Source organism: Nocardia sp. NPDC052254, assembly GCF_040679495.1.
In the GTDB taxonomy this organism is placed as follows: domain Bacteria; phylum Actinomycetota; class Actinomycetes; order Mycobacteriales; family Mycobacteriaceae; genus Nocardia.
Genome location: NZ_JBFAUW010000013.1, coordinates 109,235 through 135,313 on the forward strand (window position 1 = coordinate 109,235; position 26,079 = coordinate 135,313).

At 67.2% G+C, this 26,079-nt stretch carries 26 protein-coding genes; 12 read left to right on the plus strand and 14 right to left on the minus strand.

Going from position 1 to position 26,079, the window contains the following annotated elements; genetic code table 11:
* The first annotated feature begins 113 nt into the window (after nt 1-113).
* The 10 genes from AB0L57_RS26900 (at nt 114) to AB0L57_RS26945 (ending at nt 8,586) form a co-directional block, all read left to right on the plus strand.
* Nucleotides 114-836: a TetR/AcrR family transcriptional regulator gene (locus AB0L57_RS26900; protein WP_364967614.1), complete on the plus strand. Its 723-nt coding sequence runs from the start codon at nt 114-116 to the stop codon at nt 834-836.
* 149 nt (nt 837-985) lie between these two features.
* Nucleotides 986-2,359: an AarF/ABC1/UbiB kinase family protein gene (locus AB0L57_RS26905; RefSeq protein ID WP_364967616.1), complete on the plus strand. Its 1,374-nt coding sequence runs from the start codon at nt 986-988 to the stop codon at nt 2,357-2,359.
* 39 nt (nt 2,360-2,398) lie between these two features.
* Nucleotides 2,399-3,643: a saccharopine dehydrogenase NADP-binding domain-containing protein gene (locus AB0L57_RS26910; protein WP_364967619.1), complete on the plus strand. Its 1,245-nt coding sequence runs from the start codon at nt 2,399-2,401 to the stop codon at nt 3,641-3,643.
* Nucleotides 3,644-3,647: 4 nt separating this feature from the next.
* On the plus strand, nt 3,648-4,280 hold the full coding sequence (locus AB0L57_RS26915; RefSeq protein ID WP_364967622.1) for a methyltransferase domain-containing protein: 633 nt from the start codon (nt 3,648-3,650) through the stop codon (nt 4,278-4,280).
* Nucleotides 4,281-4,433: 153 nt separating this feature from the next.
* Nucleotides 4,434-4,835, plus strand: coding sequence for a hypothetical protein (locus AB0L57_RS26920; protein ID WP_364967625.1), 402 nt, complete (start codon nt 4,434-4,436; stop codon nt 4,833-4,835).
* On the plus strand, nt 4,825-5,400 hold the full coding sequence (locus AB0L57_RS26925) for a hypothetical protein (RefSeq protein ID WP_364967628.1): 576 nt from the start codon (nt 4,825-4,827) through the stop codon (nt 5,398-5,400). Before AB0L57_RS26920 ends, AB0L57_RS26925 begins: the two co-directional genes overlap by 11 nt.
* Nucleotides 5,397-6,119: an ESX secretion-associated protein EspG gene (locus AB0L57_RS26930; protein WP_364967631.1), complete on the plus strand. Its 723-nt coding sequence runs from the start codon at nt 5,397-5,399 to the stop codon at nt 6,117-6,119. The genes AB0L57_RS26925 and AB0L57_RS26930 overlap by 4 nt, the downstream gene beginning before the upstream one ends.
* 52 nt (nt 6,120-6,171) lie before the next feature.
* Nucleotides 6,172-7,020 carry a polyphosphate kinase 2 family protein gene (locus AB0L57_RS26935; RefSeq protein WP_364967634.1) on the plus strand — a complete coding sequence of 283 codons (849 nt, stop codon included), beginning with the start codon at nt 6,172-6,174 and terminating at the stop codon, nt 7,018-7,020.
* Between the two features lie 214 nt (nt 7,021-7,234).
* Nucleotides 7,235-8,023 (plus strand): thioredoxin domain-containing protein, encoded by a 789-nt coding sequence (locus AB0L57_RS26940; RefSeq protein ID WP_364967636.1) that lies wholly within the window; start codon nt 7,235-7,237, stop codon nt 8,021-8,023.
* Complete coding sequence (locus AB0L57_RS26945; RefSeq protein ID WP_364967638.1) at nt 8,020-8,586, plus strand: vitamin K epoxide reductase family protein; 567 nt, start codon at nt 8,020-8,022, stop codon at nt 8,584-8,586. The genes AB0L57_RS26940 and AB0L57_RS26945 overlap by 4 nt, the downstream gene beginning before the upstream one ends.
* Before the next feature lie 21 nt (nt 8,587-8,607).
* Here AB0L57_RS26945 and AB0L57_RS26950 read toward each other — a convergent pair whose 3' ends face one another.
* Nucleotides 8,608-9,723 carry a trypsin-like peptidase domain-containing protein gene (locus AB0L57_RS26950; protein ID WP_364967640.1) on the minus strand — a complete coding sequence of 372 codons (1,116 nt, stop codon included), beginning with the start codon at nt 9,721-9,723 and terminating at the stop codon, nt 8,608-8,610.
* Nucleotides 9,724-9,803: 80 nt separating this feature from the next.
* The gene (locus AB0L57_RS26955; RefSeq protein ID WP_364967643.1) at nt 9,804-10,592 is read right to left on the minus strand and encodes a ZIP family metal transporter; all 789 of its coding nucleotides are present in this window, start codon (nt 10,590-10,592) and stop codon (nt 9,804-9,806) included.
* A gap of 46 nt (nt 10,593-10,638) precedes the next feature.
* Between AB0L57_RS26955 and AB0L57_RS26960 the strand changes: the two genes are divergently transcribed.
* Nucleotides 10,639-11,691, plus strand: a complete 1,053-nt coding sequence (locus tag AB0L57_RS26960) for an NAD(P)-dependent alcohol dehydrogenase (RefSeq protein WP_364967645.1) — start codon at nt 10,639-10,641, stop codon at nt 11,689-11,691.
* Here the strand turns inward: AB0L57_RS26960 and AB0L57_RS26965 are convergent.
* On the minus strand, nt 11,669-12,979 hold the full coding sequence (locus AB0L57_RS26965; RefSeq protein WP_364967647.1) for a hypothetical protein: 1,311 nt from the start codon (nt 12,977-12,979) through the stop codon (nt 11,669-11,671). The two genes, AB0L57_RS26960 and AB0L57_RS26965, sit on opposite strands and share 23 nt — an antisense overlap.
* Before the next feature lie 115 nt (nt 12,980-13,094).
* Between AB0L57_RS26965 and AB0L57_RS26970 the strand changes: the two genes are divergently transcribed.
* Nucleotides 13,095-13,652: a TetR/AcrR family transcriptional regulator gene (locus AB0L57_RS26970; protein ID WP_364967649.1), complete on the plus strand. Its 558-nt coding sequence runs from the start codon at nt 13,095-13,097 to the stop codon at nt 13,650-13,652.
* A gap of 24 nt (nt 13,653-13,676) precedes the next feature.
* Here AB0L57_RS26970 and AB0L57_RS26975 read toward each other — a convergent pair whose 3' ends face one another.
* From AB0L57_RS26975 to metE, 11 genes are all read right to left on the minus strand, one after another.
* Entirely contained in the window at nt 13,677-14,642 is a 966-nt protein-coding gene (locus AB0L57_RS26975; RefSeq protein WP_364967651.1) for a hypothetical protein, read from the minus strand.
* Between the two features lie 6 nt (nt 14,643-14,648).
* Complete coding sequence (locus tag AB0L57_RS26980) at nt 14,649-14,846, minus strand: antitoxin (RefSeq protein WP_364967654.1); 198 nt, start codon at nt 14,844-14,846, stop codon at nt 14,649-14,651.
* A 56-nt stretch (nt 14,847-14,902) separates the two neighbouring features.
* Nucleotides 14,903-15,649, minus strand: coding sequence for an SDR family oxidoreductase (locus AB0L57_RS26985; RefSeq protein ID WP_364967657.1), 747 nt, complete (start codon nt 15,647-15,649; stop codon nt 14,903-14,905).
* Complete coding sequence (locus AB0L57_RS26990; RefSeq protein WP_364967659.1) at nt 15,636-16,982, minus strand: FAD-binding oxidoreductase; 1,347 nt, start codon at nt 16,980-16,982, stop codon at nt 15,636-15,638. The genes AB0L57_RS26985 and AB0L57_RS26990 overlap by 14 nt, the downstream gene beginning before the upstream one ends.
* Nucleotides 16,979-18,538 carry a styrene monooxygenase/indole monooxygenase family protein gene (locus tag AB0L57_RS26995; RefSeq protein WP_364967662.1) on the minus strand — a complete coding sequence of 520 codons (1,560 nt, stop codon included), beginning with the start codon at nt 18,536-18,538 and terminating at the stop codon, nt 16,979-16,981. The genes AB0L57_RS26990 and AB0L57_RS26995 overlap by 4 nt, the downstream gene beginning before the upstream one ends.
* Nucleotides 18,520-19,434 carry an aminotransferase class IV gene (locus tag AB0L57_RS27000; protein ID WP_364967664.1) on the minus strand — a complete coding sequence of 305 codons (915 nt, stop codon included), beginning with the start codon at nt 19,432-19,434 and terminating at the stop codon, nt 18,520-18,522. The genes AB0L57_RS26995 and AB0L57_RS27000 overlap by 19 nt, the downstream gene beginning before the upstream one ends.
* Nucleotides 19,431-20,495 carry a GNAT family N-acetyltransferase gene (locus AB0L57_RS27005; RefSeq protein ID WP_364967667.1) on the minus strand — a complete coding sequence of 355 codons (1,065 nt, stop codon included), beginning with the start codon at nt 20,493-20,495 and terminating at the stop codon, nt 19,431-19,433. The genes AB0L57_RS27000 and AB0L57_RS27005 overlap by 4 nt, the downstream gene beginning before the upstream one ends.
* A 19-nt stretch (nt 20,496-20,514) precedes the next feature.
* Complete coding sequence (locus tag AB0L57_RS27010; RefSeq protein ID WP_364967669.1) at nt 20,515-20,898, minus strand: nuclear transport factor 2 family protein; 384 nt, start codon at nt 20,896-20,898, stop codon at nt 20,515-20,517.
* Nucleotides 20,888-21,931: a cupin domain-containing protein gene (locus AB0L57_RS27015; protein ID WP_364967672.1), complete on the minus strand. Its 1,044-nt coding sequence runs from the start codon at nt 21,929-21,931 to the stop codon at nt 20,888-20,890. The genes AB0L57_RS27010 and AB0L57_RS27015 overlap by 11 nt, the downstream gene beginning before the upstream one ends.
* 12 nt (nt 21,932-21,943) lie before the next feature.
* On the minus strand, nt 21,944-23,041 hold the full coding sequence (locus AB0L57_RS27020; protein ID WP_364967674.1) for an alpha/beta hydrolase: 1,098 nt from the start codon (nt 23,039-23,041) through the stop codon (nt 21,944-21,946).
* A gap of 393 nt (nt 23,042-23,434) precedes the next feature.
* Entirely contained in the window at nt 23,435-25,756 is a 2,322-nt protein-coding gene (gene metE, locus AB0L57_RS27025; RefSeq protein WP_364967677.1) for a 5-methyltetrahydropteroyltriglutamate--homocysteine S-methyltransferase, read from the minus strand.
* Between the last annotated feature and the right edge of the window lie 323 nt (nt 25,757-26,079).

The following is a 26,079-nucleotide window of genomic DNA, read 5'->3' on the forward strand; positions in this document are numbered from 1 at the left end:
GCGCGCCGCGGCGGACCGTGTGACCGGCTCGGCGAACCCGGGAACATCGCCTGGCGGAAAGACCTAAGCTGGGTGTGTCCCCCAACCCCCGTTATCCAGGAGTCCCCTCCAGCATGACCACACATCGTGCCGCGAGCGCTGCCGTCGACACCGCTGCGGTGCGCCCCGGCCGGGTGGACGGTCGCAAGCGGCGCTGGCATCAGCACAAGATCGACCGCAGGGAAGAACTCGTCGACGGCACCCTCGCCGCCATTCGCAACCGCGGTGGCGATGTCGGTATGGATGAGATCGCGGCGGAGATCGGCGTCTCCAAAACCGTCCTGTACCGATACTTCTCCGATAAATCCGATTTGACGCGCGCCACCATGGAACGGTTCATCGAGACCACGCTGATGCCGCGCATCTACGAGGCCATCAGCGACGACGCCGATGAATATCAGCTGGTCCGCAATACCCTGGCCGCCTATGTGCACACCGTCGACGCCGATATCGACGTCTACCGGTTCATCATGGGAAACCCGTCCACGACCGACAAATCCAGCCTCGCCGATTTCGAGAAGCTGTTCGCCGACGTGGTGTCGGTGGTCGTGCAGACCAAGGCCTTCGACCGTGGCGTCGACACCGAGGGTGTGCTGCTCTACTCCTACGTGATCGTCGGCGGTGTGCAGCTGGCCACCGACTGGTGGATCAGCAATCGCTCGATGTCGGCCGACCGCATGCTCGACCATCTGGCCATGATGGTCTGGAGCGCCATCGAGGGCATGGTCCGCGCCGGCGGTTCGCCGGAGAAGTTCAACGCCGTCCCGCATGAGCTTCCCGAGGCCGACCCGGCCTGATCCGCCGGGCCGACCTGGGCGGATCCACCGGCGGGTGGATCTTCGCTCGCGAGTCTGTGCCACACGGCGACACTTCGTTACGCTGAGTCCGGCCGGGCGGGGTCCTCGACCGTACCTGCCGTGTGTGCCGGCACCGACGGAGGTCATCAATGGCGAAAGAGCTGCCGACATCGCGGCTGGCCCGGGGGACGAAATTGGGCGTGGCCGTCGCCGGAAACGTGCTGCGATCCCAGCAGACCCGGCGGTCGATGCGCGGACGCTCCGAGGCGGTCCGCGCGCGGATGGCCGAGGAATCGATGATCCGTGCCACCGAGCAGATGGTCATGGTGCTGGGCACCATGAAGGGCGTGGCCATGAAGCTCGGCCAGATGCTCTCGGTGCTCGACCTGGACCTGGTACCGCCGGAACATCGCGAACGCTTCCAGCGCCGGCTGGCCGTACTACGCGACAGCGCGCCCGAGGTCTCCTTCGCCACCATGCGCGGGGTCATCGAGTCCGACTTCGGCCGCACGCTCGACGAGATGTTCGCCGAATTCGAATCCGAACCCATCGCGGCGGCCTCCATCGGCCAGGTCTATCGAGCCCGGCTGCACGACGGCCGCCAGGTCGCGGTCAAGGTGCAGTACCCGGGGATCGATGTCGCCGTGCGCGCCGATCTGAAGAACCTCGCCATGTTCCGGCGGGTACTGCAGTCCGCGATGCCGTGGGTGACACCCGCGGTTCTCGACGAACTGCGCCTGAATCTGGAGAGCGAACTCGACTACGTCGCCGAGGCCCACACCCAGCTCGCGGTCGCGTCGTTGTTCGCCGACCATCCGTTCATCGTGGTGCCGGCCACCATGCCCGAACTGTCCAGCACCCACGTACTGGTCAGCGAGTACTTCCCGGGCCGCGGCTTCGAGGAGATCCGGCAACTGCCCGACGCGGAACGGAATCGGGTCGGTGAGATCATCTACCGCTTCTACGTCGGATCGCTGTTCACGTTCAACGAGTTCTGCGGTGACCCGCATCCGGGCAACCTGCTGCTGGGACCGGACGGACGGGTCGCGTTCCTCGACTTCGGGCTGTTCAATCGGATGGATCCCGACCATGTGCGGTTCGAGGCGGCCTGTATCCGCGCGGCCGCGGAGGAACGGGCGCAGGACCTGCGGCAGCTGATGATCGACCACGGCATCATCGATTCGCCGGACGAGATCACCCCCGAGGACTGCCTGGAATACGTTCTCGCCGCCTGTGAATGGGCGCTGATCGACCAGGAACTGACCATCACACCCGAACTCGCCAGCGGCGCTTTCGTTCTCGCGGTCGATCCCCGGGCGAGTGAATACACCGGGATGAAACAGCAGAATCTGCCGCCGGAACACCTGTTCTCCCGGCGCGCGGATTTCCTCACTTTCGGGGTACTCGGACAACTGGAGGCGACCGCGAACTGGCATCGGATCGCCCGGGAATGGCTCTACGGCGACGCACCGGTCACCGAACTCGGCAAGGCACACAACGCCTGGTTGATGCGACATGGTTGATATGTTCACGGCAATTCGGCCGCACAGAATGGGATGAACATGACGGACAGGGAATTCGACCTCGTACTGTTCGGCGCGACGGGATTCGTCGGCAGGCTCACCGCGCAATATCTGGCCGAGGCCGCACCCGACGGGGCGCGGATCGCACTGGCGGGACGGTCGCCGGAGCGGCTCACCGCGGTCCGTGACGAACTCGGCGGGGCGGCCGCGATCTGGCCGTTGCTGGTCGCCGACACCTCCGATCAGGCCGCACTAGACGCGCTCGCGGCCCGCACCAAGGTGGTGGTGACCACCGTCGGACCGTATCTGCGCTACGGCCTGCCCGTCGCCCAGGCGTGCGCGAATGCCGGGACGCACTACGCCGATCTGACCGGTGAGTCGCTCTACATCCGCGAATGTATGGACCGCTTCGGCGACAGGGCCGCCGAAACCGGCGCCAAGATCGTGAATTCCTGTGGCTACGATTCGATTCCGTCCGACCTGAGCGTGTACCAGCTCTACCGCCGCACGGTCGAGGACAACACCGGAGAGCTGACCGACACCACCCTGGTGGCCTGGATGAACGGCGGCGTCAGCGGCGGCACCGTCGATTCCGCCCGGGCGATGATGGAGGCCGTCGCCGCCGATCCGGCCAGGGGTTCGGTGCTGTCACATCCCTATTCGCTGAGTCCGGACAAAGCGATGGAGCCGAAGCTGGGCCGCCAATCCGACCAGACACTCTCGCGCGCCTCGGTCATCGATCCGAGCCTCGACGGCTGGGTGGGGACCTTCGTGATGGCGGCACACAACACCAAGGTCGTACGGCGCAGCAACGGCCTGCTGGGCTGGCCGTACGGCAAGAACTTCCGCTATCGCGAGGTGATGAGCGCCGGCTCCTCGGCGACGTCACCGTTGATCGCGGCGGGTATGGCCGGCGGCATCGTCGCCACCATGACCGCGGGGGCACTGCTGTCGCGGGTCGCGGTCGGCCGCAAGCTGCTGGATCGGATCCTCCCCGCACCGGGGACCGGCCCGGACGAGAAGACCCGCGACCGCGGCTGGTTCAAGATGAAGACCTTCGCCGCCACCACCTCCGGCACCAGGTACGTGTGCACCTTCGCCGGCGAGGGCGATCCCGGATACAAGGCCACCGCGGTCATGCTCGGCCAGGCCGGACTCTGCCTGGCCTTCGACGAATTGTCCGAGCTCGCGGGCATTCTCACACCCGCCGCGGCGATGGGCGATCCGCTCACCGCGCGACTGCGGGAGGCGGGTCTGACGATCGAGGTCGAACGGGCGGGATGACGTGGTGAATCTGGCACGGCGCACGATGAACAATCCGGCCTTCGCGCTGCTCTACGAGCGGGCATGGCGGCCGACCAGTTTCTGGTTGGCCACCGGCCGGACCATGACCGCCGATCGCCGGTACGCGGTCCGGGCACTGCGTCTGCGCCCCGGCGACCGGGTGCTCGACATCGCCTGCGGGCCCGGTAATTTCACTCATCACCTCAGTGCGCATGTCGGTTCCGGATATGCGGTGGGCATCGATTTCTCGGTGCCGATGCTGCGCCGGGCCGTCGTCGACAACGCGGGGTCCCGAGTCGGATATGTGCGCGGTGATGCCCGCCGGCTGCCCTTCGCCGATGGAAGTTTCGATGCCGTGTGCTGTTTCGGCGCGCTGTACCTGATTCCGGACCCGCTGCTCGCGGCCGCCGAGATGATCAGGGTGCTGGCGCCGGGCGGCCGGATCGCGATCAGTACCAGCCACACCCCGGAGGGTGTGCTGGGACAGGTGTCGCGGCTGGTCGGCGGCGCGGGCGGGCTGCGGGTATTCGACCTCGACACCTTTCCGAAGCTGCTCGCCGAGCACGGATTGACCGATATCGACCAGCAGGTGCACGGGCTCATGCAGTACGTCGGCGCCACCCGCGCCCACGAGTGAAAGCTTCTCGGCCCCAGCGAATTACGCTCCCGGCGCCCCGGTGAACCACCGGATTCGATGTGGAAATTCACAATCTTTCGCGCTGCGCTGCCGCATGCGGGCTCCGGTAGAGTCCGATCGGGGAAACCCGTCGGGCGGAAAGGGATCATCGACGTGCCGATTCCGGATACCGGCCAGCGGGCCGCACGCGAGTTGTACACAGCGGCAACGAGTTCCGGAACAGCTCCGGAGTTCGCGATCGCGGAGGACACCGCACGCAATCTCGCGGCGGCCTGTGATCGGCTGGTCGAGGAGCTGCGGGCGGCACGCGACAACGGCACCCAGCTGACGTCCGTACGCGGCTTCGGCGAACTCACCTCCGGACAGGCGCTGGCGCGTGGATTCTCCGCCAAGGGCAACGAATTCCTCGACACCGTCACCTCGTATCAGCAGACCGCGCTGTTGCTCAAGGCCGCATATCTGGCCGCCGGCAGGCAATTCGACGAGGCCGAGGCCGCCAACCGGGCAGCACTGGCCTTGATCCGGCCCGATCCGGGAGTCGCTCGTGGCGGATGACTCTGCGTACGATCCGCCCTACGTACCCGATCGCGAGATGTACGGGGCCCACAGCCACGACCAGCTCTGGAATCTGGTGCACGAGGCACTGGATCCGACCGCGCTCGGTGAGGTCGCCTCGGCGTGGCAGTACCAAGCCGAGGCGGTCGGGGCGGCATTCCGCACCTTCGCCGACACCTGCCGCGGCGAATTCGCGCACTGGTCCGGCCGGGCCCGCGCCGCAGCCGAACCGATGACCGAGACGTTCATCGCCACCGGCGCGACCACCGCCGAGACATGCGCACTGCTGCGGCGGGTCCTGGAGGCCGATGCCGAAGCGGCACAGGCCATCCGGGACGCACTGCCGGAACCCCGGGACTACCTGCCGCTGTCGGACTCGGTCGCCGAGGCGGTGCACGGTGGGGTTCGCCGGATGGCGCACGATATCGCGGCGGCGGCGGCCCTGGCCGACACTCGCGACATCATGACCTTCCGCTACAACTCCACCCTGGCCGCCTCGGGCGATCGGATACCTCGCTTCGCACCTGCGCCACAACCGGATTCGGGTGGGGGTCGCCGGTTGTGAAGTGGGTGCTGACCCCCGACGAGTTCGCCCACGTCTGGGCCACCGAAACCGATCTCGACCGCCGGCCCTATCCGGTGAACATGCTGCCCGAATCGAGCGTGCGCACCGAATCCGAATATGCCGCACTGGGTTTACGCAGCCGCTACGCACGCAATACCGATCCCGATCTGACGGCCGCGCTGGTGTTGTGCACCCGGCCGGACGCCACCACCATCACCGTGTCCGGACAGCGCTCCGGCACCGAGGACGCGGAACGGATTCTCGCCTTCGCGGCGGTGGTGCATCGGCACGCCGCAGTGCTGATCGCCCGCCCGGAAGCGGTCACCGTTCTGGTGTGCCATGCCCGGGGCCTCGGGGAGCGGCTGGTCGCGGCGATCGGGTCGGCACCGGCCGGGCAGTCGCCGGCCATGCGGGAACCGCAGCAGGCGGTACTGGACACCAGCGCCGATGCCCGGCCCGGTGGCGACATCACCGCACCGCAGGATCCGGCGGCGGCCCGGTTCCGGCGGAAATTGCGTGCACCCGTCGATTCGCGCGGCTTCATCACCGTCACCGTCGCACCCGACAATCCGATGTCCCCGCCGACCCGGCATCGCACCTGGCTCGACATCAGCGGTGACGGCCGATACCTGCTCACCACCGCCGCCGAACTGGTTCTCACCCCGGTCGACGATGCCGAATTCGCCACCCAGCTCATCCGCCTGGCCGGAATCACCTGACACGCTGCGCGGTCGGCCACCTCGGGCCGGCCGCCGACCATACTCGACGGTTATGGCGAAATCTCCGTGGACCGAATCGGCCGGCACCATACTGCGAGCCGGCGGCGTGCGGCTCGATTCCTTCGACCCGGGCGGTACCCCCGGGTTCACCGAGGACAAGAAGACCGGCGAACAGCTGCTCGCCGAACGCGGCCGGGTGCTGTCGGAGCTACAGGAGATGTTGTTCGCGGGCGGTCGCTCCGGCGATCGCCGGAATCTGCTGCTCGTCCTGCAGGGCATGGACACCGCCGGCAAGGGTGGTGTGGTGCGCCACGTGATCGGGGCCGTCGACCCGCAGGGCGTACGACATGCCGCCTTCGGCGTACCGACCGAGGAGGAGCGCGCACACGACTTCCTGTGGCGGATCCATCGGCGCTTGCCCGGCGCCGGCCAGATCGGCGTCTTCGACCGCTCCCATTACGAGGACGTCCTGGTGGCCCGGGTACACAACCTGGTGGAGCGGGCGGTATGGGAGCGACGCTACGACGAGATCAACGATTTCGAACGCGAAGTCGCCGATGCCGGCACCACGATCGTCAAGGTCGCGATGTTCGTCTCGCTGGACGAGCAGAAGCGCCGGCTCACCCAGCGACTCGAACGTCCCGACAAATATTGGAAATACGATCCGAGCGATATCGACGATCGGTCGCAGTGGCCGCAATATCAGCAGGCCTATCAGGATGTCCTGGATCGCACCGATACCGACTACGCGCCCTGGTACGTCGTTCCCGCCGATCGCAAGTGGTACGCCCGGCTGGCCATCACCGAACTACTCATCGAGGCATTGCGGAACATGGAGCTGGACTGGCCGAAACCGCATTTCGACATCGAGGCCGAAAAGGCACGGCTCGCGGCGAGCTGACCGGCCGGGCCCCTGGGTTCCGAAACGGAGTGATCGGCCGAATCTCGGGGATCTCTCAGGTTCACCGGGAATCATGTGGGACCGAATGTGCCGAACCCGGCACCGTGTGGCGGGCCACTGTGACTCGGCGGCGCCGCGACGTCGCCACCGGCGGCCCGTACCATCGCAGACGGCGTCGACGTCGCTCGTCCACACGACACACAGGAAAGGCGTGGTGAACTCCGAGGTGAGCAAGAATCCGCGTGGGAAGAACTCGCTGAACGCGATGCGGGGCGGAGATCGCACCCGCACGATCCTGATCCAGGTGGGCGTCGCGGTCGTATTGATCGCGTTGATCGCGGCCATCGGCATCAGCATCGCGGTCAAGCAGTCCCACAAGAACGACGTCGCAGGCCCGACACCGTCGGTCACGGCGCAGCCCGCCTCCCCGGACGCGGTCACCGGATCCATCACCGACAAGGGTGAGATCAAGATCGGCAAGCCCGGCGCGAAGGCCGACATCCGCGTCGTCGCCGACCTGCAGTGCCCGGCCTGCAAGATGTTCGAGAGCGCCAATGGCAAGGCCATCGAGGATGCGGTGAACGCCGGAACCGCGAGTGTGCGCTACAACATCATCGCGTTCCTGGATCAGTCGTCGGGTGGTACCCGCTACTCCTCGCGCGGCGCCAATGCCGCCTACTGCACCGCGACCGCGGATCCGACCAAATTCCTGCCGTGGCTGACCACCATGTACGAGCAGCAGCCGCCCGAGGGTGGTAGCGGTCTGCCGGACGACAAACTGGTGCAGATCGCCCAGGCCGCGGGATACACCGATCCGGCCGTGGCCGAGTGCATCACGTCCGACAAGTACGACGCCTACGTCCAGAAGACCACCAAGGACGTGCTGAACAGCGGTATCAAGTCCACGCCGACCGTCTACGTGAACGACAAGCAGGTCACCAGCTCGCAGGTTCTCATGCAGCCCGATGGCATGCGCGCCGCGATCGAGGCCGCGGCCAAGTGATCACGGCAAGACCCCGCGCGGCGTGGCTGCTGCTGGTCGGAACCCTGCTGGGCTGGCTGGCGGCGGTCACGCTGACGATCGACGATTTCAAACTGCTGAAGGATCCGTCCTACAAACCGGCCTGCAGTATCAATCCGTACGTGTCCTGCGGTTCGGTGATGGCCTCCGACCAGGCGTCGGTCTTCGGATTCCCGAATCCGATCATGGGCATCGCGGGTTTCTCGGTGGCGGTCACCATCGCCGTGCTCGCCGTCGCCGGTGTCGCACTGCCACGCTGGTTCTGGACCGGGCTGTGGGCCGGTCTGATCGTGGGGATGGGCTTCATCTTCTGGCTGATCTTCCAGAGCCTGTATCGCATCGGCGCGCTGTGCCCGTACTGCATGGTGGTGTGGACGATCACCCCGATCTGCCTGGCGGTGGTGACCGATCAGCTGTGGGGCGGGGCGCGCGGGATCATGGGAATCATCGCGCAGTGGCGGTGGACCTTCGTGGTCGTGTTCTACGCCGTGGTGCTGCTGCTGGTGTTCCTGAAATTCCAGGATTACTGGCTGTCGCTGGTCTGATCGGTGCCGCGGGCTCGCCGCTCAGTTCGGCGGGCCGGCGACCAGGGGCACCGCGAGGCCGCGGCGGGTACCGTCCGGCTCGACCAGATCCAGGTGGACGACCTCATCGGGGCGGCGCACGTTGAGCGCCGCCCCGAGTGTCTGCGCCGAGGTGACCGACCGTCCGTCGACCGCGACGATCACCTCACCCGAATTCACTCCGGCGGCGAAGGCTGGCAGACCGTAGACGGCCACATCGACGCGGGCTCCGGTGGGTTTGGCATCGGAGGCCAGCACGCCGAGGGTCGCGGTCGGGCCGATGTGCACGGTATCGGTGGGAATCCCCGTGCGGATCTGCCGCACGACATCGAGCGCCCGGTCGATCGGCACCGCATACCCGCTGGCATGTCCCTCCGAACGGGCGAGTTCACCGGATGCCGCGGTGACGACGCCGATCACCGCGCCCGTCCGGTCCACCAGCGCTCCGCCGGATTGTCCCGAGACGACCGGTGCCGCCACCTCGATCATGCCGATCAGCGCCTTGCGCGACAGATCCGCGGCGTCGCGCGCGACGATGGAGGAATTCAGCGCGGTGACCGTGCCCGGAGTCGCGGTCGGTGAACCGGTACCGCCCGCATTGCCGATGGCCAGGATCTGATCCCCGATCTGCACACCCGCCGAACTCCCGATCCGGGCCACCCGCAGCGCATCCGCACCGGTCAGCGACAGCAGCGCGATGTCCTCATCCGAGTCGTAGCCGAGCACGGTGGCCGGATAGTGCGCGCCGTTGCCGAGATCGCCGACACTGATCGTCGCGGCGCCCTTCACCACGTGGTGACTGGTGAGGATCTCGCCATCGGCGCCGAGCACGATGCCCGATCCGGCCGCACCCATCCCGCTGGGCCGGGTGGCGACATTGATGTTCACCAGTTCCGGTTCCACCGCTGCGGCCACCGCGGCCACGTCCAGCGGCGCCAGCGGCGGTCCGAACAGGGTCGACGAGGTATATCCGGATGGAACGGCCCAGCGCGGCAGATCACCCCGATAACCCAGGAATACCGTCCCGACCAGGGACATGATCAGGACGAACACGACGACGGAGGGCCACCCGCCACGGGCCGGGCGGGAATTTCGGCCCGAAGATTGCCGGTTGTCCATCGCCACTCCCGATTGTGCATGCCCGGAGGGCGGGCGGAGTTTGTGCTTTTATGTGTACCAAATCCACGCGGCGCCCGGAGTCACTCCTGTAATGCCGCCACCACGAACATCGCCGCCGTCCCGGCGATCGTGCAGAACAGCACCGTGCGCGACGGCTTTCCCGAATGCGCCTCGGGCAGAATGTCGCTCGTCGCCAGGTAGAGCAGGAATCCCGCAAAGTATCCCAGGTACAGTCCGGCAGCATGCGGGGGCACCCGGATCACCGTGCCGATGATCGCGCCCACCACCGGTGCCACCGCGTCGAGGGCCAGCAGCGTCAGCGCGCGCCGCCGGGCATTGCCGTACAGCGTGGGGATGGTGAATGCGTTGAATCCGTCGGCGAAATCATGCGAGATCACCGCGATCGCCACCGAGATACCGAGCGCGGAGCCGGCCTGGAAACCCACACCGATACTGAGCCCGTCCAGCAAGCTGTGGAAGATCAGGCCTCCGGTGGCCACCAGGCCGACCGCCTGGAAATCATGGGTGTGCCGGCCGAAATCCTGTTCGTGGCCGATGTGGATGGCCATCTCGCGTTCGATGATGTGAATCGTGAAGAAGCCGATCACCGCGGCCACCAGCACACCGGGGACTCCGGCGACGACCCGGGCGGATTCGGCCAGCGCGTCCGGGATCAGATCGAAGGCGACGACTCCGAGCATGATGCCCGCGGCCAGGCCGAGGACGAGGCGTTTGCGGTCGCCCATCCGGGCGGCGACCAGCCCGCCCACCAGCGTGGAGCACATCGACACCAACGCCAGCAGGATCGCCACCGGATCAGCATCCGATATCGGCGGGAGGCCGCCGAGCACATCCGGTCGGCGAGTCATACCGGCTGGTTTGCGCACGGATTCATGCGGGGGTAGGCATGGACGCATGACCACAGCTGCCGCGTATTCCGTATCCGCGCCCGATGCCGGATTCGCCAAGACCACGATCGAACGCCGTGAGCTCGGCCCGCACGACGTGCTGATCGACATCAAGTACGCCGGTATCTGTCACTCCGATATCCACACCGCCCGCAACGAGTGGCACGGCACCAGGTACCCGTGCGTGCCGGGCCACGAGATAGCCGGCCTGGTCGCCGCCGTGGGCTCGGAGGTGACCCGGCACCGGGTCGGTGACCGCGTCGGCGTGGGCTGCATGGTGGATTCCTGTGGCGAGTGCGAGCCCTGTCTGGCCGGCGAGCAGCAGTACTGCACCCGCGGCGCCACCATGACCTACAACGGCACCGTCGGCGAGGAACTGCAGGCGGGCGGTCACACCCTCGGTGGATACTCCACGCGGATCGTGGTGACCGAGGGCTTCGTGGTCGGCATTCCGGAGGGCATCGGGCTGGACGAGGCCGCGCCGCTGCTGTGCGCCGGAATCACGCTGTTCTCGCCCCTGCGGCACTGGAACGCGGGCCCCGGTAAGCAGGTGGCGATCATCGGGATGGGTGGTCTCGGTCATGTCGGGGTGAAGATCGCCGCCGCGATGGGCGCCGAGGTGACGGTGCTGAGTCACTCGCTCGGCAAGCAGGAGGATGGCCGCCGCTTCGGCGCCCATCACTACCACGCCACCGACGACCGTCAGATCTTCCGGGAACTGCGTAACCGATTCGACCTGATCATCAACACCGTCTCGGCGGATCTGCCCATCGACACCTATATGCGGCTGCTGAAACTCGACGGCACCATGGTGATCCTCGGCCTTCCGGACAATGCGCTGGCGGTGCGGCCGTTCACCCTCACCGGTAATCGGCGTTCCCTGGCCGGTTCCAATATCGGCGGTATCCCGCAGACGCAGGAAATGCTGAATTTCTGCGCCGAGCACGGTATCGGTGCCGAAATCGAGGTCATCTCCGCGGACCGGATCGATGAGGCCTATGAGCGTGTCGTCGCCAGCGACGTACGCTACCGCTTCGTCATCGACGCCGCCACGATGTGAATTTCCCGGCCGCCCGCTCCTGCCCGGATGCGTTGCGGCGCAACAGCTCCGACAGCTCACGCCGCACCCGGCCCATCTGGGTGCGGCTGTGATCGGCGGTGTCGTATTCCACCTGAACGGTCAGCCGATCCCCCAGCGTGAAAACGGTGAGTTTGGGCGGCATGCCCGGCCCCATGGCCAGCAGGTTGTCGCGCACCAGCCGGATACCGGGCGGCATCGGATGTTCGGGTATCCGGCCGATGTTCGACAGCGCGATACTCGGCTGCTCGGCGAGCATCGCGGCCGTGGCCTCATCACGAATATGCCTGCCGGCCAGGGCCAATCGAGCCGGGTCGCGCCTGCGCAGTGCCGCGCCCACATCCTCGCGCACGACGCGGCCCAGGTCGGCGGGATCGGCGGATTCGCCCACCGCGAGCAGGGTGCCCCAGCCCGACGCGCAATTGAGCATCGTCTCGTCCGACAGCACCGGCTCCAGGCCCGCGCGCAGATCGGCGGCATAGCCGCACACCATGGGCAGCGCCGCGGTACCGCCGATCTCGGCGCGCACGGCGAGCACGGCACATCCGCTCAGCAGTCCGTTCACTCCCGCCCCCGAATTCCGCGCTGCCGCAGTGAAAGCCGCCGTCTGCTCGGCGGACAGTTCGATCCGCTCGGCGACGAACAGTCCACGATCCGATCCGGCGGTGCCGTCGCGGGGCAGCCGGGCGGGCGGCTCGCCCATGATGGCGCCCATTCCGTCGAGCAGTTCGGCGATCTCGGAATCGGAGACGATCGCCGCGTATCGCTCGTCGATCGCCTGCGGTAGTTCGGCATTCGCGGCCACCGGCAGCGGCGCACCGCGCACATGCGCGCTGTAGCGCTGCCACATCCGATCCAGCAGCGCGAAAGCCGAACGGCCATCCGCGATTCCGTGATGGATGACCAGAATGAGCCGGCTCTCGGCGCCATCGGTGAACAAGCGCGCGGAGAACAGACCCTGCTCCCAGTCCTGCGGCCGATTGACGAAATCCAGATATTCGATCTCACCGCCCCGGATTTCGGTGAGGACCGGGCGGTATTCGGGGACGTGGCGCAGCATCGGGACGTCGTCGTCGACTCGATGGCAGCTGAGCAGTGGGTTCTCGGCAGCGAGTTCGGCGAGCACGAGCCGCACCAGATCGGCGTCGAGCACACCCTCGACGGTCGATCCGATGAACAGCGCCATACCGCCCACCGGGACCGCGCCGAAGTGCGCGTGTTCGCGGAAGTAGCCGGATTCGAAGGGGGATATCGGACGTTGCGTGACCATGTGGCACCTCTCGGACGAATAGGAGATCACCCCGAAGACCATACAAGCGTTTCAAACATTTGTCACAAACATTTGTTTGAAACAGGCGTCAGCACGCCCTTGCTACCCTGCTGACGTGGGAACACGTGAAGATCTCCTGACCGCCGCCACACACTGCCTGGCCGAACGCGGCTACGCCCGGACCACGGTGCGCGATATCGTCGCGGCCTCGGGCAGCAATCTCGCCGCGATCAACTACCACTTCGGCACGCGCGACGCGCTGATGCAGCAGGCCATGATCGAGGCCACCGCGGGCGCGGTACAGCAGATCCTGGACGCGATCGAGAGCAGCAGCGAGCGACAGCCCGCCGATCGGCTGATCACATTCCTGCGGCGGCTGATCGTGACCTTCACCGACGACCGCGCCCTGTGGGCCGCCAATATCGAAAGTCTGGCGCAGGCCTTGCATTCCGGCGATGTGCAGGCGGACATCTCGGAGAAGCAACTCGAGGGCAAGGCGGCACTCACCCGAATGCTGCTGCCCGACAACGACACCGATGCCGACGACGAGATCGGCGCGCTGCTCTGGACACTCCTGGACGGCTTGCTGGTGCAATGGCTGCTGGATCCGAAGATCGCACCTTCCGCGGACAAGGTCGTCGACGGCCTGCGCGCCATCGCGCCGCTGCTGTGAGCCCACCGTCCCGCGACGGGGAGGTTACCTCGGCGCCAAGACGATTCGGAGCACACCACCCAGGGCGGAACTCACCAGCAGACTCCGATCGTCACCCGGAACGGCGGTGACGGCGGTGACCGGAACACCGAGATCGGCGACGGTGCAGAGGCCCGCGCGCCCCGCGGGATCGACGCGAACCAGCTTGCCGGTCGTGGTGGCGTTGTAGAGCATGCCGTCGGAACCGGCAGCGAGATCGTCGGGAAGCGCCGTGACCCCGACCGAGCCGAGGGTCACGGCGGCGACCGTCGTCTGTGCCGACGGTGCGTCGATCGGGATGCGGACGATCCGCCCGGTCGCGCTCGCGAACAGCGTGGTGTACACCGAATCACCTTGTACCACAATGCCATTGACACCGGGCAGAGCGGTGTGGCCGGACCAGTCGGCATCGATCGATCCATCTGCCCGCACCCGCACCACCCCGCGCGCGGTATCGGCCACCTGGAGATTGCCCGCGGAATCGAAGGCCGCGCCGTTGGCCATTCCGAGGCCGGAGACGAATCGCTGCGGAACCGGATGATCGGCACGCGGATCGAAGCGGACCACACCGCTGTCGTGCGCACCGGGCAGCAGGCCCGCCGCGGAATCGCCGTACACGACATACAGCTGCCCGTCGGGGCCCGCCCGGACGGCGCCGGGCGCGTCCACCGCGACCTCGGCGGTGATCCGGCCCGCGGAGTCGTATCGCTGCACCATATTTCGGAACACCCGCGACACCCACAGGTTGCCATCCGCGTCATACCCGAGGTTCTCCGCGGAGTCCAGGGGTGTCGAACCGGGCAATACGGGATACACCGCCGCGGCGGGGCAGTCGGGGCCCTGCGCCGCGGCCGTACCGGGCACCACCACCGAGGCCATCGCGCACAGGGCGACCCCGATACCGGCGGCGGCCGACCGCACGGCGAATGCGGAGGTCATCATCGAACTGCGCGCCGACCATGCCCTCCGCATGGCGGCCTACTTGCCGTTCTGCTCGTGCAGCGCCTTCTTGGCGGCCTGCTGCGCGGCGTCGACCTGCTTCTCGAACTTGCCGCCGGTCTGCTTGTCGACCAGGTCGCCGACCTTGTCGATCATCGGGTCGAGTTTGTCGGCATTCTTGGCTGCCATATCGGCCGCCTTGCCGGCAACATCCTTGAACTGATCGAACATTCCCATGGGCGGTTTCTCCTGATCTCGAAATTCCAGCTGTGGGAGAGCTTACCGACGATCACTCACTGCAGGCCGCCATCGACATCGAGCACCTGCCCGGTGATCCAGCCGGCGTCATCGGAGGCCAGAAACGCGACGACCCGTGCGATATCGGCGGGCTGCCCGAGCCGGCCGAGCGCGGTCGCGGCGATCAGCGCATCCCGCCCCGGACCTGCGGGCAGACTGCCGTCGAGCTGCGCGGTGTCGACGATGCCGGGCGCCACGGCATTGACGGTGATCCGGCGTGCACCGAATTCGGCCGCCTGGCACCGGGTCGCGGCCTCGATCGCGGCCTTCGACGCCGCGTACGCGGTACTCGTCGCGGCCATCCGCCGGGCGAGTCCGGACGAGATGTAGATGACGCGGCCGCCACGGCAGAGCAGTTCGGCCGCGGCGACCGTGGTGAGGACGCCGCCGGTGACGTTGTTGTTCAGGTGTTCGGTGAGATGGGCCGCGTCGATGTCCTCGGTACGCCGCGGGGTGTAGATCGCGGCATTGTTGACCAGGATGTCGAGCCGGCCTTCCTGTTCGGCCACACCGGCGATCATCGCCCGGCGCTCGTCGTCGTCGCGGATATCGGCCTGTACCAGTCGCACTCGCCCAGCGGTGCCGGTGATCCGCGCCGCCACCTCCTCGGCTTCGGTGCGGTGCTGCGCGTTCTGGTAGTCGAGCACCACGGTGGCGCCGCGGGCGGCCAGCTCGACAGCCGTCGCGGCGCCGATCCCACGCGAGGCCCCCGTGACGATCGCGACCTTGTCACCGAGCTGCACTGTCGTCCTCCGGAGCGATATTGCGATTGAAACGGAACATGTTGTCCGGGTCGTAGCGGCGTTTCACTCCGCGCAACCGGGTGAACGCGTCGCCGTACGCGCCGGGGATCCGGTGGTCCTCGTCGTCGTCGAGATAGTTGACATAGGCGCCGGGCGCGGCGTGTGGTCGCACCGCGTCGCCGAAATCGCGGGTCCAGGCGATCCGGTCCGCCTCCTCGCCGGGACGATCCCAGCCGTTGATCACGAGGAACGAATATCCGGCACGGCGACCGCCGAATGCCGTCTCGCCCAGCGGTACCCGGCCGACGGCGCCGCCCATGTGCTCCACGAACACCTGTGTGAACGGCGCGGTGACCGTGCGGCAGCGGTCGAGAATCGTCGCACGGACCTCGTCGTTCAACTCCGAGAGATAGTGTGCGCGCAGGTGATACCGCGCACCGCGGGGTGTGCTGGCGTCGTGTACCGCCTGCAATTCGTCGATTCCCATCTCCCGCACGGAATCGTGGGTCGGCGCACCGAGCTCCGCCAGCGGGGCGAGAACGGCGCCGAGAAGTGCCGGATCGCCGCTGTAGCACAGGCCGATCCCCGTGCTGTGCGCGCCGTCGGGACTGCCGTTGTAGTAGAAGTGCGTGACGAGGTCGTCGCCGGCTCGTTCGGTGATCCTGCGATACGCCTCGAACAGGGCCGGCGCCTGCGCCGCCGGATACATCCGCATCCCCGCCACCACCCGGGTGATCGGGTGCAGTCGCAAGGTCAGCGAGGTGACGGCGCCGAAATTGGATCCGGCGCCCCGCATCGCCCAGAAGAGTTCGGGCTCGCTGTGCGCGTTCACCTGCCGCGACACCCCGTCGGCGGTGACGACGTCGAGTTCGAGGATGTTGTCACAGGCGGTGCCGAGACTGCGCATGAGCCAGCCGAGCCCGCCATGCAGAGCGAATCCGGCGACGCCCACGGTCGCGACCGAGGCGCCGGTCGTGGCCAGCCCGTACGGCGCCGCCGCTGCGACCAGTTCGCCCCAGCGAACGCCCGGTTGCACCCGTGCGGTGCGACGGTCGGCATCGATCTCGATTCGATCGAGCAGCGCGGTCGAGGCCACCAGCGCACCATCGGGCATGGAGCGGGCGGCGACATCGTGGCCGGCCCCCACGAGGGCGAGCGGAAGCTGTTGCTGTGCGGCGTATTCGACGGCGGTACGCAGATCAGCGGTATCGGCACAGCGGATGATGCGCGCCGGCCGGCGATCGAGCCCCTTCCATATCCGCCGCGCCGCATCGTATTCGGCCTGACCGGGCTCGAGGACGGCACCGCGCAGGGCTGCCGGATCAATTGTCACAACGACTCCTGTGGTGTGGGCGAGCGATGATGGACGGCGACCGCCCAGGTACCTGCGGTGTCACGCCGCCAGACCGTGGAGCAGTGCATCCCCGTCTGCCGGTAGGTCACCAACAGCGCGGATTCGGCCAATTCGACCACCGACATCCCGGTGGGCCGACCGGCGCCGCCGACCGCGGCGACCGCTCGCTGCCAGTCCTCGGGCCGGTGGCTGCCGTGCGGATCGACCAGCATGCCATCGCGGGCGGCGAACGGATACAGGGCATTCGGGTCACGATGGTGGAGAGCGTCGAGCAGCCGGAGTTCCCGATCGACCACCGCCCGATCGGGCACACACGCGGCGAGCCCGCCGCCGGCACGAGCCAGAAAGGCGGATGCGCGTTCGGGCGTGGCCATCGCCGACCACATCGCGCGCGGGTCGTCGAAATTGTCGAGATAGGCGTCGGCGACCGCCTGGTTGCGAGCAGCCGCGCGAAACACGTCGAACACCTGCTGCGGTGGCGGGCCGAGCGCGGACCCGGTCCATTCCGTGACATCGCGCGCCATGGTCCACAGCCGATCCGCCCAGTCACGGCAGAACCGCTCGTCGAACACCGATTCCGAGACGATGGCGCGGCCGAGTTCCCATGCCGCGGCCGAGGCCAGGTTGCCGCCCTGACCGGTCACGGGATCGTTGAGCACCGCGGCATCTCCGATCGCGACCGCGAAACGGCCCGAATCCAGGCGCGCCCAGGGCACCCGCACGGTCGGGACGACCGACCCCTGCAACAGATCGAGCGGTCTGGTCAGCGCGAACGCGTCGGGGTCGATGCGATCCGCGATCTCGGTCCCGTGCACCAGATCTCGGACGGTCGCCGCGCACGCGTCCGGATCGTCGTAGTAGTTGCGGCGCACGCGATCGGCCCACGGACCGCCGGGTATCGCCTCGAAGGTGATACCCGCGACCTGTCCCACGAGCGAATGCACCGGGGTCTGGAAGATTTCGCCCACCCCCGGAACGATCTCCAGGTGCATGCCGATCGGATCGGTGTGCGCGACACCGTGGAACAGACCGGCCAGCAGGTAGCGGGGCGGACGGTCGGCGGAGCGGTCCGGCACGCGGGCGAACATCTCACCGAGGCCGCGGCCACCGGTGGCGACCACCATGAGGTCGTGGTCGCGCTGGTGACGTACCAGGGCAGAGGCCGCACCGGCGACATCGACCACGGTGCCGCCCCGGCGGCGGTAGTCCTCGAGCAGGCGTGGGAGATAGAGACGGAAGTCGACGTAGCTGGCGGGCCTGGTGAGGTCCCCGCGGAACGAGATCGCGGGATCGTCGCGAACCCGCACGTGGGCACAGCCCATTTCGAAGTCGGGGAAATGCCAGTGGTCGACGCCCAGTGCACGTTCACGCTCACGGGTGCGGCCGAACCGGCACACATTGTTGGGCAATCGGCCCGCGCGCAGTTGCTCCGGTGTCTTGTCCGCGTAGACGGTGGTGGCCACACCGTGCTGCTGGAGCATCAGCGCCAGGTGCAATGCCGAGATCCCGGTGCCGACTATGCCGATCGTGTACATGACGCCTCCTCGGAGCCGGTACGGGTGCGGTGGGCATGGACCAGGTCCAGGTAGCGCCCGCGCAGGAGTTCGGTCACCGGCCGATCCGCCGGATAATCGGTGCCGGCGGCATGTCCGACCGCCGCGACGCCCGATGCCGTTCCGGTGAGGAACACCTCGTCGGCGGCGGCGAGATCGTCGAGTGTCACCCGCTCGACCCGGACCGGCAGCCCGGCATCCGCGGCGAGCCGGAGCACCGTGCGGCGGGTGATTCCGTCCAGGAAGGTATCGGCGATCGGAGTGACGAGCTCACCCCCGCGCACCAGGAAGATGTTCGCCCCGGTGGCTTCGGCGAGGTAGCCGCGGTGGTCGAGCAGCAGCGCGTCGTCGTAGCCGTCCGCGCGCGCCTGCGACAGTGCCAGCGATCCCACCAGATAGCTGGCGGACGTTTTCGCTCCGACCGGCGCCATCGTCGGCGCGGGCCGCGTCCAGCGCGACAGCCCGAGCCGGAGCGGCGGCCGGGACGCCGGCGATTCGGGCCAGCGGACGACACCGATCGCCAGATGAACGGTGGTGCCCGAGCCATCGATGCCGATTCGCTCGTCACCGAGCCATGCCACCGGGCGAACATAGGCCTGCGTGAACCCGGCGGCGGCGACGGCGGTGTCGACGGCTGCCACGATCTGCGGTGCGGTCCAGGGCAGCGACATGCCGATCTCGTGCGCCGAATCGCACAGTCGCTGCGCGTGCATCGCCACCGCGAAGGGCCGGCCACTGTGCACCCGAATGCCCTCGAATACGCAGAACGCGTTGTGCAGGCCGAAGCTCAGCACCGACAAGGTGGCCTCGCCGGGCTCGACCAGGGCGCCGTCGAGCCAGACCGCACCGACCGCGCCGAGGGTCGTCAGCCCGCTCATCGCACACCATCCGGCAGCTGCACCGAGGCCGATCGATTACTTTGCATCACAGCATCTTTCACAATATTCAGCGATTGCCCGATGGCCGCGCACGCGGCTTCGCGCAGCGGCGGCAGCGCCGCCTCGGACCCGCCGTCCACCCGCATCAGATGGTTGGCCACGATATGAAACCGGTTGGCGCCCAATCCGAGCTTGGCCTGTTCGGCGCCACGTCCGAGACCGAATCGGCGGACGCCCCGCTCGGCACCCCACCGGTAGATGCGATGGATCGCCGCCGCGTACAGATTGTGCGACGACGACACGACCGCATGATCGATCCCCTGCACCAGCAGATCCAGCGTCGCCGACTCGGGACGGTGCATCGCCAGCACGGCCTGCACCGATTCACCACCCGGACGCCGATAGCGGAAGAGCCGGATGTGCTCACGCACAACGGATTCGGTCAGATCTCGCAGAATCGGCAGGGCGAAATGGTTGGTCCCGTGCCCATATTTCGTCAGATTCAGCCGATGCAGCCGGTCGAAGTCCGCCAAGGCGTCGGCGTCGATCTCCGTCCCCGCGCGGACCTCCCACGCGAAATGCTCGTCCGCGCGCCGGCCCAACCGGCGTAACTCCCGGAACCTGGTCCCGCCCAGCAGATCTCGCAGATCGTGATCGACATCGTCGGAGCGGACGAATTCGGCCTCGAGAAACCAGGGCAGCGAGGCGTACCCGGCATCGGCGAGAACGGCCGACTCACCCGCTCGGACCACCGGATACATCAGCCACGACGCCGACACCGATTCCGCGACAGACCGATCGAAACGCACTTCGGCGGGAGCGGGGCAGGCGGTGTGCGGCTGGTAGAAGTATCCACGTGTCACCATGGCGGCGTCGCCGCCGAGTACGGGGCCCACGCCCAGCGCTGCGATCACACTGCGCCAGTGCATGATCCGGCCCAACGGCACCACGCCGGTGGAGGTGTCGTAGAGCCGGCACCACGCCTGTCGCCACGGATCCCCGGCGCTGCCGGCGGGCGGTGACGCGGTGAGCGCCGGCAGCGGGTTCGCGATATCTGGCATCTGCGAAGGCTTTCTTCGGTCAGGCCGGAGCGGCGGGGGTCTCGTGGTGGAACACGGCCTGCCACCCGGCCGCATCCCGGCGCCAGACACTGCTGCAGAACACGACCGGCGGCAGTGGGGTGCCGCCGAATTCACCCCACTGCCGCAACCGGTAGGTCAGCGCGGTCACGTCCGCTCCGGCGGGAACCACCCGGATCTCGTCGGCGGCGTAGCCGGCGCCGTCGGCCAGCGCGTCGATACCGTCGATCAGCGCGCGCTGACCGACCAAGCCCATGGTGGCATCGAAACCGTAACCGCCGGAATGCATCAACTCGGCCATCCCGGCCTTGTCGCGCTCGAATATCGCGGTCAGGATCCGGCGTTCCAGGTCCGCGAAATCCGGCGCCGGAGCCTCACCGCACATGGCCGGCCGGCGCCGCGCTCTGCGCTCGATCGGCAATCCGATCCGACAGCAGTTCCATCATCTGCCAGCCCTGCCCCAGCGCGGATCGCACCGTCTCGACCGACCAATCCCGATCTTCGGCCAATGCCCGATAACCCATTTCGAGATGTTCGGCATCGGCGCCGTCGTGCAATTGGAAGTACCGGCTCGAGGTGAACGCGTGGACTCCGGCAGCATGGAAGACCATCCCGCTGCCCTCGAGCACCAGATGTGCCAGCACGGTTCGCTCCACACTGGGCCCGGTGGACATCCGGTCGACGAACCAGGACGATACGGCGGCGATCACCGGATCCCAGTGTGCGTCGCGATCCTCGCGGATATCGGCGAGCAGCCGGTGGTGGCCGATCTCTTCGGCCAGATGCTCATCGGCGAGAACCCGTGCCGGGCCGTCGGATTCACCGACGACCCGAGCCGCGATCACCCGCTGGAAGGCATTCGACCACTGCTGCAGATGGTCCAGCATGCTTTCCCGGACGCCAGGCGGCTGCGCGTCCATCTCACGAATCATCCGGACCAGTGTGTTGTTCTCGTACGCGCACATGTACTGCTCGTTCGCCGCGCGCACGGCTGCCAGCTCCGGTCGTTCACCGGCGAAGTTCACCCGGGCGTCGTCGGGGTTCTCGTACAGTCCGGCCCCTTCGAATTGGATCGACAGGGCCCAGAAGCCCTCCGCCCCGCTGCCGACGAAACCGTGGCGTGCGCCCGGCGGAACCACCACGATGTCACCGGCCCGGATATCGGTGGTGACATCGCCCTGGGTGCGCCCGGTCCCCTCCGCGATGATGATCATGCTCTTGGTCGGGTGCTGGTGCACCGACAATTCCTCGCCCGGCCGCAGGCGCACCCAGCTCAGCGACAGCCGGGCGAGTTCCGGAACGAATTCCTGCAGGACGGGGTGCCGGTGAAAGTCCTTGAGCAGCCCGATGTCGTGGACGACGTCGTCTACCACCACGGACGTGATCTCGGCCAGGGCGTCGCGTTCGATGACTTGCATTTGCTTCTACCTTCAGCCGATGGTGTTTCCGGTACCGATCCAGTGATCGATCGCCTGGAATGCCTGCGGCGCACTCCGATGCAATGTCAGGTTGTGAGCGGCGCCGGGCACCACCAGGGCGTCGAAATCGGCTGCCCCGCTGTAGTAGGGAGCCTCACTGGCCCGGATCGTCTCCGCGTCCCGGCAGCTGATGAGCAGATTGCAGAAGATGTTGTCTTCCGAGCCCATGGCGACCAGTACGCGAGCGGTGATCGCGCGGCTCGGATTCACCGTGACCGGACTCAGCAACGAGGCCGCGGACTCGCCCACCTCACCGACGGTGGTCAGGGTCTTGGTGCGTTCGTCGTGGTCGATGACGGCCGGATCCGAGGTGTCGGGCGCGTAGAAGGCGGCCCCGCGCTTACCGGGCATGGTCGTGAGATACCCGGGGTCACCGAGCTTTCCCGCCCACATGGGGTCGAGCATCGCCGGGTACAGCCCGCCGAAGAACGCGATGGAGCTGAGACCGACGCCGGGCAGGTGGATGACGCCGGTGAGAACGACCCGCTCGAGATCGTGCCACCGCGATGCCTCGTTGATCAGCGTCACCGAGCCCAGCGAATGCCCGACCGCGTTGATGTGGGCGTATCCCTGACGGTGCACCCAATCGATCAACTGGTGCAGGACGAAGGCGTCATTGGCCACCGTCACCCGCGCGCTGGCGGGACGGCTGCTCGCCCCGGTCCCGAGCCGATCGAAGTTGAAGGTCGCGCGTCCGGCCGCCAAGGTGTCGTCCACGTAGGAGTACGTCTGCGGCTCGAACGACGAATCCCAGTATTCGCGGCCGTAGGTCGCGCCCGCCACCAGAACGTCGGCCTGTTGTTCGCCGGTTCCCCCGTTCCGCGGTGTGCACCAGGTGGCGGCGACCGTATTGTCGGGCGCCTCACCTTCCGCGAGCGCTACGGGTACCGATACCTCCGTGCACGTCCCCGCCGCACCGGTCGCCGCCGTGGCAGGCGCGAACCCCACCGCCACGGCAGCACAGGCAGCGGCGGCGATCAGCGAAGCCCGCCTTCCCGCAACAGAATTCCACACCCCGTCAGTCGAAATCCCCCGGAAATTTTCACGCATTTTTCACCTTCGCCAACAATGCCCCGGCAACCGCCGGATCATTCGATCTCCGGTGTCAAATCGTATGTGGTTAGGTTGCGTAAGTATTCCCACCGCTAACAGGTCCGGCCACCCCGGCTACCCTCGCCGCGCTCCCGCGCCGCCGATCCACTCCGATCGACCAGCATGTTCTCGGCGCCATTCGCCTCGCCGCCCCCTCGGAGTCACGGCCGCGCCCCCGGCCTCGACCGCACGGCAACATACCTGTCAACCACTATTCAGTGGCCGTTCGAATTTCACATCCGAGTTGAACTTTCAATTCCGTCGAATTGCAGAGCAATGCGGTGGTTGCGACGGATGAGGGGACGTACATCGTGATGTACGTCCCCTCATCCGGAGTGTTTCTCCGGTCGGTCAGCCGGATTGCGCGGCCCGGCGCCGGACGCGACGGGCAGCGGCAACCATGTTGCGCAACGACGGATCCAGCTGCCAATAGTGCCGCGTCTTCAGACCACCGTCGGGATTCGCCCACAAGCGCTGTGGAGTGACGGCTTCGGCTGCGGCGGTGAGCAATTCGTCGATCTCGTCGATATCGGGAATGCGCGCCGAACGACTCTCGTAGACACCGGGACCCACCCCGTGACTCAGGCCGTGCCCCTCCTCGACATCCTCGGCCAGCGCGTTGAGCACCCATTCCAGCGAGCGAGTGGCGACGATCGCCGTGACGTCGGCGTCGAGTTCCTCGATGGCGCGGACGATTTCGGCGCGGCCCGAGTAGGCGATGTGGGTGTGGATCTGGGTATCGGGCCGCACCCCCGACGTCGCCAGCCGGAACGCGTTGACCGCCCAGCGCAGATATTCGGTGCGCCCGTCCGGACGCAGCGGCAGCAGTTCCCGCACCGCGGGCTCGTCGACCTGGATGATCGCCACACCGGCCTTCTCCAGATCGGCCAGTTCGTCGCGGATCGCCAGCGCCACCTGGTCGGCCGTCTCGTACAACGGCTGGTCCTGCCGGACGAACGACCGGGCGACCATCGTGACGGGCCCGGTCACAATGCCTTTCACCGGTTTGTCGGTGAGCGACTGGGCATAGGTGGTCCACTCCACCGACATGGGCTTCGGCCGGGAGACGTCACCGTAGATGATCGGGGGCCGCACACAGCGCGAACCGTAGACCTGCACCCAGCCGAAATGCGTGGTGGCGAAGCCGTCGAGCAGTTCGGCGAAGTACTGGATCATGTCGTTGCGCTCGTGCTCACCGTGCACGAACACATCCAGGCCGATGTCCTCCTGGATCCGGATGGTGGATTCGATCTCGGCCTCGATGCGCTTGCGGTACTCCGCATACGACAGCCGGCCCTCACCGAGTTCGTAGCGAGCCTGGCGCACCGCCTCGGTCTGCGGGAAGGACCCCAGCGTGGTGGCCGGAACCAGCGGCAGATTCAGGCGTTCGCGCTGGGCCTGGGCACGCACGGCGTAGGGTTCACGCTCGCGCATCCGCGGCGTGACGGCGTACACCCGCTGCCGCACCGCGTGCTTCTGTTTGAAATGCACCGCGGTGGGACGCTTGGCCCACTTCGCCGCGATGTCACCGCCGCCCCGATGTGCCTCGGTGAGCGCCTTGGCCAGCGAGACCACCTCGAGCACCTTCTGTTTCGCGAACGCGAGGCGGTCGGCGACATGACCATCGATATCGTATTCGACCAGCAGGTCGTAGGGCACGTGCAGCAATGTCGTGCCGGTCGAGACCACCATGTCCGGGCACACCTGCGACAGCGCGTTGAGGTAGTCGAGAGTGACCGGCCGATCCGCACGCCAGACGTTGGTACCGCTGATCACGCCCGCGTAGAGCCGCTTGCGCCTGATGCCGGGAATCGCGGCCAGTTCCTCGGGCCGGATCCGGTAGCTGGCCAGATCCAGGCCGATCGCCTCCACCGCCGTACCGGCCAGAATTCGCACGGCCTCACCGAAATCGCCGTACTGGCCGGTGACGAGGATGCGCGGACGCAGCGCCGCGGTCGACAACCGCTGATAGGCGCGTTCGAACGCGGCCAGTTCCGCCGGGGTGCGCTCGCTGGTGAAGCAGGGTTCGTCGAACTGCACGCAGGTGGAACCGCGCTTGGCGAGAATCTCGAGCAGCTGTTCGTAGACCGGCAGCAATTCGTCGAGCAGCGTGAGTTTGTCGAATTCGGTTTCACCCGGTACCTGGCCGGCCTTCGACAACAACAGCAGCGACAGCGGGCCCAGCACCACCGGCCGCAATTCGATTCCGCGCGCCATCGCCCGATCGAATTCCTCGAGCAGGGCCTCGGGATGCAGCGAGAATGCGGTATCGGCGTCGAGTTCGGGCTGCCGGTAGTGGTAATTGGTGCCGAACAGGCGAACCAGCTCGAGCGGCGGCAGATCCGGCCGGCCGCGCGCCATCAGGAAATAGAAGTCGAGCGGATGCAGATCCTCGCGATAGGGGTCGAACCGCTTCGGCACCGCGCCGAAAAGCAAAGCGTTGTCGAGGATGTGGTCGTAGAAGGAGAAGGTGTTACCGGGTACCTGGGTCAGTCCGGTCGCCGCCAGCTCGGAGAACTGGGTGTCCTGAATATCGCGCCCGACCGCGAGCAGGTCCTCGCGCGAGATCGAGCCGTGCCAATAGGACTCCAGTGCGCGTTTGAGCTCCCGGTGCGGACCGATCCGCGGGTAACCCAGGATGCTCGATCCGAAACCGTCGGTGACGTTGACCATGAGCAGGACTCCCTTTCGAGCTGCGGCCGGCAAAGACCTTTGGTGCAGCAACCTTCTTGCAGCTTATGCCCGGTAACAGTGAGTACCCCCGAAAAGGCGGTGGGTACTGCATGTGTGGATGAAGTTGTCTCTGTGTGAGGGGTGTGTGCTGGTGTCTTGCCGGGGACGGCGGGGGGTGCACTGGCCAGGAACGCCCGGGGTGCACTGGCCAGGAAAGGTGTTGGCTGTATTTTTGGCCTTCGCTTCGCTCCGGCGGGGTTGGCGGCCCCTGAGTCTCGCCGTTCGGGTGCCGCTGCTTGCTCCTTCGTCGCTTGCGCAGCGGC